8 protein-coding genes and 2 pseudogenes are annotated in these 9,461 nt (G+C 61.4%); 5 read left to right on the forward strand and 5 right to left on the reverse strand.

What is annotated here, in order from left to right:
• Window positions 1-189, reverse strand: a 189-nt coding sequence (locus tag DBR24_RS33755) for a LysR family transcriptional regulator (protein ID WP_256591825.1), incomplete at its 3' end; no start/stop codon positions are given.
• Window positions 190-331: 142 nt separating this feature from the next.
• On the opposite strand from DBR24_RS33755, the gene DBR24_RS25505 reads away from it, so the two are divergent.
• Together DBR24_RS25505 and DBR24_RS33760 are read left to right on the forward strand one after the other, a co-directional pair.
• Window positions 332-949 carry a hemolysin III family protein gene (locus DBR24_RS25505; protein ID WP_025109169.1) on the forward strand — a complete coding sequence of 206 codons (618 nt, stop codon included), beginning with the start codon at window positions 332-334 and terminating at the stop codon, window positions 947-949.
• A 5-nt stretch (window positions 950-954) separates the two neighbouring features.
• A pseudogene (locus DBR24_RS33760) lies at window positions 955-1,047 on the forward strand (metal ABC transporter ATP-binding protein); the annotation flags it as partial.
• Window positions 1,048-1,124: 77 nt separating this feature from the next.
• Here DBR24_RS33760 and DBR24_RS25510 read toward each other — a convergent pair.
• Together DBR24_RS25510 and DBR24_RS25515 are read right to left on the reverse strand one after the other, a co-directional pair.
• Window positions 1,125-1,844 (reverse strand): 16S rRNA (uracil(1498)-N(3))-methyltransferase, encoded by a 720-nt coding sequence (locus DBR24_RS25510; protein WP_123469509.1) that lies wholly within the window; start codon window positions 1,842-1,844, stop codon window positions 1,125-1,127.
• A 204-nt stretch (window positions 1,845-2,048) separates the two neighbouring features.
• Window positions 2,049-3,455 carry an adenosylmethionine--8-amino-7-oxononanoate transaminase gene (locus DBR24_RS25515; RefSeq protein WP_123469507.1) on the reverse strand — a complete coding sequence of 469 codons (1,407 nt, stop codon included), beginning with the start codon at window positions 3,453-3,455 and terminating at the stop codon, window positions 2,049-2,051.
• Window positions 3,456-3,678: 223 nt separating this feature from the next.
• Here DBR24_RS25515 and DBR24_RS25520 point away from each other — a divergent pair, with 223 nt between their 5' ends.
• The 3 genes from DBR24_RS25520 (at window position 3,679) to DBR24_RS25530 (ending at window position 6,981) form a co-directional block, all read left to right on the forward strand.
• Complete coding sequence (locus DBR24_RS25520) at window positions 3,679-5,475, forward strand: flavin monoamine oxidase family protein (protein ID WP_128616110.1); 1,797 nt, start codon at window positions 3,679-3,681, stop codon at window positions 5,473-5,475.
• Window positions 5,476-5,819: 344 nt separating this feature from the next.
• Window positions 5,820-6,371, forward strand: coding sequence for a cytochrome b (locus tag DBR24_RS25525; RefSeq protein ID WP_123469503.1), 552 nt, complete (start codon window positions 5,820-5,822; stop codon window positions 6,369-6,371).
• A 31-nt stretch (window positions 6,372-6,402) separates the two neighbouring features.
• Entirely contained in the window at window positions 6,403-6,981 is a 579-nt protein-coding gene (locus DBR24_RS25530; protein WP_083367682.1) for a YceI family protein, read from the forward strand.
• Window positions 6,982-7,234: 253 nt separating this feature from the next.
• Here DBR24_RS25530 and DBR24_RS25540 read toward each other — a convergent pair whose 3' ends face one another.
• Together DBR24_RS25540 and DBR24_RS33770 are read right to left on the reverse strand one after the other, a co-directional pair.
• Entirely contained in the window at window positions 7,235-9,109 is a 1,875-nt protein-coding gene (locus tag DBR24_RS25540; RefSeq protein WP_128616111.1) for a DEAD/DEAH box helicase, read from the reverse strand.
• 222 nt (window positions 9,110-9,331) lie between these two features.
• A pseudogene (locus tag DBR24_RS33770) lies at window positions 9,332-9,461 on the reverse strand (amino acid ABC transporter substrate-binding protein); the annotation flags it as partial.

A 9,461-nucleotide genomic window follows, 5' to 3' on the forward strand; every position in this document is an offset into this window, starting at 1 on the left:
TGGCGTCAGGTTGCGGCCTTCGTGCTTGAACAGCGGACAACGCAGGGCGCTTTCCAGCGAATGGATCGCCCGGTGCACGCTGACATTGCTGGTCTGCAACTCGGCAGCGGCGCGGGCGAGGTTGCCGGTGCGCATGAAGGCGAGGAACACCTCGAGTTTTTTCAGGGTCAATTCTTCGTCGATCAGCATGGCGCGGACTCTTTTTGGTATCGACCGATTGTGCCCAATTACCGTGGCGTGCGCAGGTCCGCGTTGAACAGAAACATTGCGCTTTTAGGCTCAAGGCCCGAGCCTTGCGCGCTGCGGTAACGAATCTTGAGGTGAGTGACACATGTATCACGGGGAAAGACTCAACGCCTGGACGCATCTGGTCGGGGCAGTGGCAGCGTTTATCGGCGGCGTGTGGATGCTGGTGATTGCCAGCCTCGACGGCAGTCCGTGGAAAATTGTCAGCGTGGCGATCTACGCGTTTACCTTGCTGGTGCTGTACAGCGCTTCGACCGTGTACCACAGCGTGCGCGGGCGCAAGAAAGCGATCATGAAGAAGGTCGATCACTTTTCGATCTACCTGCTGATCGCCGGCAGCTATACACCGTTCTGCCTGGTGACCCTGCGCGGACCGTGGGGCTGGACGTTGTTCGGGATTGTCTGGGGGCTGGCGCTGATCGGTATTCTGCAGGAGATCAAGCCACGCTCGGAGGCGCGGATCCTGTCGATCGTGATTTACGCGGTGATGGGCTGGATTGTGCTGGTGGCGGTGAAACCGTTGATTGCGGCACTGGGTACGACAGGGTTTGCCTGGCTGGCGTCGGGCGGGGTGTTGTACACCGTGGGGATCATCTTTTTTGCCCTCGATCACCGGTTGCGGCATGCGCACGGGATCTGGCACCTGTTTGTGATCGCCGGGAGCCTGCTGCACTTTGTGGCGATTCTGTTTTATGTCCTGTAAATGTAATCCCTGTGGGAGCGAGCTTGCTCGCGAAGGCGTCAGGTCAACCAACTTTTTTGCTGAATGACACGCCGCATTCGCGAGCAAGCTCGCTCCCACATTGGATCTAGGGTGTTCACAAAATCTGTGCTCACCGGAGATCTACTGTGGGAGCGAGCTTGCTCGCGAAGGGGCCTTAGAAATCACCCCAAAGCTGTTGGGCCACCGCCAGTGCAACCACCGGCGCGGTTTCGGTGCGCAACACCCGCGGTCCGAGGCGGGCGGCATGGAAACCATTACCCTTGGCCTGCTCGACTTCAGCCTCCGACAAGCCACCCTCCGGCCCGATCAGAAACGCCAGTGTCGAAGGTTTCGCATGGCTCACCAGCGGCTCCGCCACCGGGTGCAGCACCAGCTTCAATTCGGCCTGGGTCTGCTTCAGCCAGTCGGCCAGCAGCAGCGGCGGATGAATCACCGGCACTCGTGAGCGCCCGCACTGTTCACAGGCGCTGATCGCCACCTGACGCCAGTGCAGCAGGCGTTTGTCGGCGCGTTCGTCCTTGAGCCGGACTTCGCAGCGGTCGCTGAAGATCGGGGTGATTTCGCTCACGCCCAGCTCGGTGGCTTTCTGAATCGCCCAGTCCATCCGTTCGCCACGGGACAGGCCCTGGCCGAGGTGGATGTGCAGCGGCGATTCAACCTGGCCGGCGAATTGCTCGTCGATCTGCACGGTCACGCGCTTCTTGCCGACTTCCAGCAGTGTGCCGCGAAATTCATGGCCGGAGCCGTCGAACAACTGCACCGCATCGCCCTCGGCCATGCGCAGCACGCGGCTGATGTAATGCGCCTGGGCTTCCGGCAGTTCGTGTTCGCCGGTGCTCAGGGGGGCGTCGATAAAGAAGCGGGACAGTCTCATTTCGGGTCTCTAAAAAATGGGCGCGTACTTGCTGTAATGCAGAGCTTTTGTGGCGAGGGGATTTATCCCCGTTGGGTGGCAAAGCCACCCCAAAATCTGCAATCGCGGTGAGTCAGGAGTATTGCATGGGCTGATTTTACGGCTGCCGCGCAGCCGAACGGGGATAAATCCCCTCGCCACAGGGTTGGTCTGAATCCTCAGGAATCAGCCCGGATCGCGGAAGCCGGGGTGGAAGTCTTTCGGCACGGCCACGCTGACGCTGTCACGCGTAGCAATGTCGATGCCTTCGCTGGCGACGTCGGCGAGGAAGTCGATCTGCTCCGGGGTGATCACGTACGGCGGCAGGAAATACACCACGCTGCCCAGCGGACGCAGTAACGCGCCACGCTCCAGCGCATGCTGGAACACCTTCAGGCCACGGCGTTCCTGCCAAGGGTAGGCCTCTTTGGTGGCCTTATCCTTGACCATCTCGATCGCCAGGACCATGCCGGTCTGGCGCACTTCGCTGACATTCGGGTGATCGACCAGATGCGCAGTGGCCGAGGCCATGCGCTGGGCCAATGCCTGGTTGTTTTCGATGACGTTGTCCTGCTCGAAGATATCCAGCGTCGCCAGCGCCGCCGCACAGGCCAGCGGGTTGCCGGTGTAGCTGTGCGAGTGGAGGAAGGCGCGCAGGGTCGGGTAGTCGTCGTAGAACGCGCTGTAGACCTCGTCGGTGGTCAGGCACGCCGCCAGTGGCAGGTAGCCGCCGGTCAGGGCTTTCGACAGGCAGAGGAAGTCCGGGCGGATGCCGGCCTGTTCACAGGCAAACATGGTTCCAGTGCGGCCGAAGCCGACGGCGATTTCGTCGTGAATCAGGTGCACGCCATAGCGGTCGCAGGCCTCGCGCAGCAGCTTGAGGTACACCGGGTGATACATGCGCATGCCGCCGGCGCCCTGAATCAGCGGCTCGACAATCACTGCCGCGACGCTGTCATGATGCTCTGCCAGGGTCTGTTCCATGGCGGCGAACATGTTGCGCGAGTGTTCTTCCCAGCTCATGCCTTCGGGACGCCCGTAGCAATCCGGGCTCGGCACCTTGATGGTGTCCATCAGCAGCGCTTTGTAGGTTTCGGTGAACAGCGGCACGTCGCCGACCGCCATCGCCGCCATGGTTTCGCCGTGGTAGCTGTTGGTCAGGGTGACGAAGCGCTTTTTGTTTGGCTGGCCGCGGTTGAGCCAGTAGTGAAAGCTCATTTTCAGCGCGACTTCGATACAGGACGAACCGTTATCGGCGTAGAACACCCGGTTCAGGCCTTCCGGGGTCATCTTCACCAGACGCTCGGACAGCTCGATCACTGGCTGATGGCTGAAGCCGGCAAGGATCACGTGTTCCAGCTGATCGACCTGATCCTTGATGCGCTGATTGATGCGCGGGTTGGCGTGGCCGAACACGTTGACCCACCACGAGCTGACGGCGTCGAGGTAGCGCTTGCCTTCGAAGTCTTCGAGCCAGACGCCTTCACCGCGCTTGATCGGGATCAGCGGCAGCTGTTCGTGGTCTTTCATCTGGGTGCAGGGATGCCACAACACCGCGAGGTCGCGTTGCATCCACTGGTTATTCAGGCCCATTTACAGTCTCCTCGAGGCGGCTCGCGTCAGGCGCGGGCAAACAATCGCGCAAGCCTATGCAATGCGTCGCGTGGGGACAACCCATTGTGTCGATTGAGCTACTTTGTATGAGCCGATAGACGTCGCTGGCGGCGTTTTGATGGCTAACGTATTCTTCGCGGTTCTTTGGGTCGTCTGACCCGCAAAACTGCTTTTTCCTACGTGTATTTCCGGAGTTCGCTGAATGTCTGTCGGTTGGCTGCGCGCCTGTGCGCTGGTGATGTTGGGGCTGTTCAGCGTTACGGCGCTGGCCAAGGATAAAACCGCGATCGTGATTGGCGGCGGCCTGTCGGGCCTGACTGCCGCTTATGAACTGCAAAACAAAGGCTGGCAGGTCACGCTGCTGGAAGCCAAACCGAGCCTGGGCGGTCGCTCCGGTATGGCCACCAGCGAGTGGATCGGCAACGACAAGACCCAGCCGGTGCTGAACAAGTACGTCTCGACCTTCAAGCTGAGCACCACGCCGGCCCCTGAGTTCGTGCGTACCCCGGGTTATCTGATCGACGGCGAGTATTTCTCCGCTGCCGATCTGGCGACCAAGCAGCCGGCCACCGCCGAGGCCTTGAAGCGCTACCAGAAAACCCTCGACGATCTGGCGCGCTCGATCGACGATCCGCAGAACCCGGCCGCGACCAGCACCCTGCATGCGCTGGACCAGATCAACGTGTCGAGCTGGCTCGACAAGCAGAACCTGCCGGCCACGGCGCGTCAGTTGATCAATCAGGACATCCGCACTCACTACGACGAGCCGTCGCGTCTGTCGCTGCTGTACTTCGCCCAGCAAAACCGCGTGTATCGCGGCGTCTCCGACCGCGACCTGCGCGCCTCGCGTCTGGTCGGCGGCAGTCAGGTGCTGGCCCAGGCCTTCGTCAAGCAGATCAAGACCATCAAGACCAACTCGCCGGTGTCCGCGATCACTCAGGACAAGGACGGCGTGACCGTCAAGGTCGGCAGTGTTGGTTATCAGGCAGACTACGTGGTGTTGGCCGTGCCACTGCGCGCGCTGAACAAGATTGCCTTGACCCCGGCGCTGGACGCCCAGCACCTGGCGGCGATCAAGGGCACCAACTACGGCTGGCGCGACCAGATCATGTTGAAGTTCAAGACGCCGGTGTGGGAAAGCAAGGCGCGCATGTCCGGCGAGATCTACAGCAACGCCGGCCTCGGCATGCTCTGGATCGAGCCAGCCCTGAAGGGCGGCGCCAACGTGGTGATCAACCTGTCCGGCGACAACGCCCGCGTGATGCAGGCGTTCGGCGACAAGCAGATGGTCGATCAGGTGCTGATCCGTCTGCACGCGTTTTATCCACAGGCCCGTGGCTCGTTCACCGGTTATGAAATCCGTCGCTACAGCACCGACCCGTCGATGGGCGGCGCTTACCTGGCCTTCGGTCCAGGCCAGATCAGCAAGTTCTGGCGTCTGTGGGAACGTCCGCTGCAACGCGTAGCGTTTGCCGGCGAACATACCGACACCTTGTACCCGGGCACCCTGGAAGGCGCACTGCGCACTGGTCAGCGTGCGGCCAGTCAGGTTGAAGATCTGGCGGCTGGCAAGTCGTTCGAGCCGGTCAAAGTCGGCCCGGCGGCTGCAACCGCAGCAGCGGCAGGCGCGGCAGGTGCCGTGGCAGCGAAGAAGGGCAACTTCTTCAGCAACCTGTTCGGCGGTTCGGATGACGAGAAGAAGCCAGAACCGGTGAAGGCTCCAGAGCCAGCTCCGGCGCCTGTGGCACCAGCGCCTGCGCCGACTCCGGCACCTGCGCCAGCACCGGTGGAAGCACCGAAGCCAGCCGCTCCGGTGAAAGCCGAGCCGGCGAAGAAAGCGGCAGCCAAGCCTGCGGCGAAGAAGCCTGCTGCGAAGACCGAAGCGAAAAAAGCCCCGGCCAAACCGGCGGCGAAAAAGGCTGAACCGGCGAAGAAGCCAGCGGCTAAACCGGCGGCCGCTCCGGCTCCGGCAGCAAGCACCGACAGCAAAGCGCAGTAAGGCTTTGCGGTGAATGAAAAAGCGCGGCTTGCAGGCCGCGCTTTTTTTTGCCTGCCAAACCGCCTTCGCGAGCAAGCTCGCTCCCACATTATTCGACCGTGATCCCGCAACTGGAATGCAATCCCTTGTGGGAGCGAGCTTGCTCGCGAAGAGGCCGGTTCAGGCAGCACTAACTTTGGATCTGTACCCAGTATCCTGCCCCACACTTTCCCCTTTAATCTTTCCTTAACCACCATGCTCAAGACTCTTGATCGTATTTCTCGATATTTCAAAGCAAAATTTTCCGCTTTAATTCGATAGATAACTCGCTAGTCTTGGTTCGCAGTTCTCACAGGATTTGGGCAATGCAGCTACGTAACTCTTCTTCGCGCTATGGTTGGGTCAGCATCTTCATGCACTGGGGCGTGGCGCTGGTGGTCTTCGGACTGTTCGCGCTGGGTCTGTGGATGGTCGGGCTGGATTACTACAGCAGTTGGCGCAAAGAGGCGCCGGATCTGCACAAGAGCATCGGACTGGTGCTGCTGGGTGTGATGGTATTACGGGTGCTGTGGCGCTTTATCAGCCCACCGCCGCCGACGCTGCAAAGCTACAGTCGCATGACCCGTATTGGTGCAAAGTTCGGCCACGGGTTTCTGTATCTGGCGCTGTTCGCTGTGATGCTTGCCGGTTACCTGATTTCCACCGCAGACGGTGTCGGGATCCCGGTGTTTGGCCTGTTTGAAGTTCCTGCACTGGTTTCCGGGCTACCGGATCAGGCAGATACCGCTGGGGTGATTCATCTCTGGCTGGCGTGGACGCTGGTAATTTTTTCCGGCCTCCATGCGTTGGCAGCATTGAAGCACCACTTTATTGATCGTGATGCGACCCTGACGCGAATGCTCGGTCGCAAAGCCTGAAATTCAACCTCGACTCAAAGGAAAAGAAAGCATGTTGAAAAAGACTCTGGCCGCTCTGGCAATCGGTTCTGCACTGCTCTCGGCTGGTCAGGCCATGGCTGCGGACTACAAAATCGACAAGGAAGGCCAGCACGCCTTCGTTGACTGGAAAATCAGCCACCTGGGTTACAGCTTCATCCACGGTACTTTCAAAGACTTCGACGGCACGTTCTCGTGGGATTCGGCCAAGCCTGAAGCCAGCAAAATCTCCGTCGACGTGAAAACCGCCAGCCTGTGGTCGAACCACGCCGAGCGTGACAAGCACATCGCCAGCAAAGACTTCCTGGACGTGGGCAAATTCGCTGACGCCAAGTTCGTCTCCACCGCCGTTAAATCGACCGGCGACAAGACTGCTGACGTGACCGGTGACCTGACTCTGCACGGCGTGACCAAGCCTGTGACCTTCAAGGCCACGTTCAACGGCGAAGGCAAGGATCCGTGGGGCGGCGAGCGTGCAGGCTTCAATGCCAAGACCACCCTCAACCTGAACGATTTCGGGATCAAGGGCCCAGGTCCTACCTCGCAAACCGCAGATCTGGACATCTCGCTGGAAGGCGTGAAAGTTAAGTAACTTTCGTCCGCCACACAAAAACGCCCCCGGTCGCAAGGCCAGGGGCGTTTTTTATTGTCCGTCATACACATCCCCTGTGGGAGCGAGCTTGCTCGCGAATGCGGTGTGTCATTCACCAGAGGTCTCGACTGATCCGACGCTTTCGCGAGCAAGCTCGCTCCCACAGGGGGATTGTGGTGAGGCGGGGATTGGTGACGGCATAAAAAATGCCCCGGCTCTTGCGAGTCGGGGCATTTTTTATTGCAGCGTGAAATCAGCGATTGCGGGTCAGCAGGGCTGGTTTCTCGCCACGTGGGCGGCTTGGCAGTTGATCGAGCTGCTCAGGCGTCGGGAAGCGGTCGGCTTTCGATTCCTTGTGCATGATCTTCGGACCGTTGCTGCGCGGGTTCTGCACGGCTGGTTCGGTACGTGGCTGATCGTCACGGGCTGGACGACGGTTGCGCGACGAGGACTCGTCACGACGACCCGACTGACCGTCACGTGGTGCGCCATTGCGCGGGCCGTTGCGTTTGGCCGGCGGGGTGCCGGTGCTCGAACCGTTGCTGTTGCGCGGACCGTTCTGGCGACCCTGCGGCTGACCGCCACGAGGGGCGCCAGCGCCAGTGCCTTGTGCCGGAGCGCCTGGACGGCGACCACGGCCACCGGCCGGGGCGGCTTTGGGCACGTAATCAACGCGGTTACCGAAGTTATCAATATCGTCGTCGAGGAACTCGTCCGGTGCACGATCAGCGGCGGCGCGTGGCGGCTGCGACGGTTGACGCTGTTCGCGGGCCGGAGTGCCTTCACGTGGCTTCTGCTGACGGGCAGGGCGCTCGCCGCGTTCACCAGCGGGTTTTTCCTTACCCTTGTCCTTGCCTTTGTCCTTGCGACCGCCGCCACCGCCGCCGCCATTCGGACCGTCGCCACGCGGGCCACGGGAATTGCGCGGGTTGCGCATGTCCGGACGCTCGCGCACTTCAGGCTTCTCGGCCTCGATGGTGCTGGCATCGAAGCCCATCAGGTCGCCATCGGCGATTTTCTGCTTGGTCATGCGTTCGATGCTTTTCAGCAGTTTTTCTTCGTCCGGGGCCACCAGCGAGATCGCCTCGCCCGAACGACCGGCGCGGCCAGTACGGCCGATACGGTGCACGTAGTCTTCATCGACGTTCGGCAGTTCGAAGTTGACCACGTGTGGCAACTGGTCGATGTCCAGGCCGCGGGCAGCGATGTCAGTCGCGACCAGAATGCGCACTTCGCCGGCCTTGAAGTCGGCCAGGGCTTTGGTGCGGGCATTCTGGCTCTTGTTGCCGTGGATCGCGACGGCTGGCAGGCCGTGCTTGTCCAGGTACTCGGCCAGACGGTTGGCGCCGTGCTTGGTGCGGGTGAACACCAGCACCTGTTCCCAGGCGCCGGCAGTGATCAGGTGCGCGAGCAGCGCACGCTTGTGGCTGGCCGGCAGACGGAAGACCCGTTGTTCGATGCGCTCGACCGTGGTGTTCGGCGGCGTCACTTCGATGCGTTCCGGGTTGTGCAGCAGCTTGCCGGCAAGATCGGTAATGTCTTTGGAGAAAGTCGCCGAGAACAGCAGGTTCTGACGCTTGGCCGGCAGACGTGCGAGGACCTTCTTCACGTCGTGCACGAAACCCATGTCGAGCATGCGGTCGGCTTCGTCGAGGACGAGGATTTCGACGTGGGACAGATCGACGCTGCCCTGGCCGGCGAGGTCGAGCAGGCGACCCGGGCAGGCGACGAGCACGTCGACACCACGGGACATGGCCTGAACCTGCGGGTTCATGCCGACGCCGCCGAAGATGCAGGCGCTGACGAATTTCAGGTCACGGGCGTAGATCTTGAAGCTCTCGTGAACCTGGGCCGCGAGTTCGCGGGTCGGCGTCAGGACCAGAACGCGCGGCTGGCGCGGGCCATGACGCTGGGATTTGTCCGGGTGACCGTTAGGGAACAACCGCTCCAGGATTGGAAGGGCGAAACCGCCGGTTTTACCGGTACCTGTCTGTGCCGCAACCATCAGGTCGCGACCTTGCAACACGGCGGGAATGGCCCGCTGTTGCACCGGAGTAGGCTCGGTATAGCCCGCATCTTCGATGGCGCGGACTAAAGCCTCGGAGAGACCGAGGGAAGCAAAGGACATGAGTAATCCTGTTTTAGTTAGGGCTTGGCCCAATGGGAGTCTTGCCTGGCGCGAATCACGTTTAAGAGGACGCAATCCCGTCCGGTCCTGCTGCGGTTCCGAAGGCACGTCTGGAGCGCTCGCGCGGGCTGGAGAGCTGCGCTGTAGCGGGTCGAGAGGCCTGTTACGGTTCCGGGCGTCCGGGCGTGAGCCTGGCGGGAACGCCGGAGTATAACAGAGCAATCACCGCGCGCTGCTTTCCTGCTGCTCAACGGTTTTGCTGCTGGCCGAGGCATTGCCCAGCGGCGCCCCGATAACGGGAGCCGCGCCATAACGGGCGCTCAGCTCGGCATAGGCGGGTTCGCGCTTGAAT

Source organism: Pseudomonas sp. HMWF006, assembly GCF_003061205.1.
GTDB lineage: Bacteria > Pseudomonadota > Gammaproteobacteria > Pseudomonadales > Pseudomonadaceae > Aquipseudomonas > Aquipseudomonas monsensis.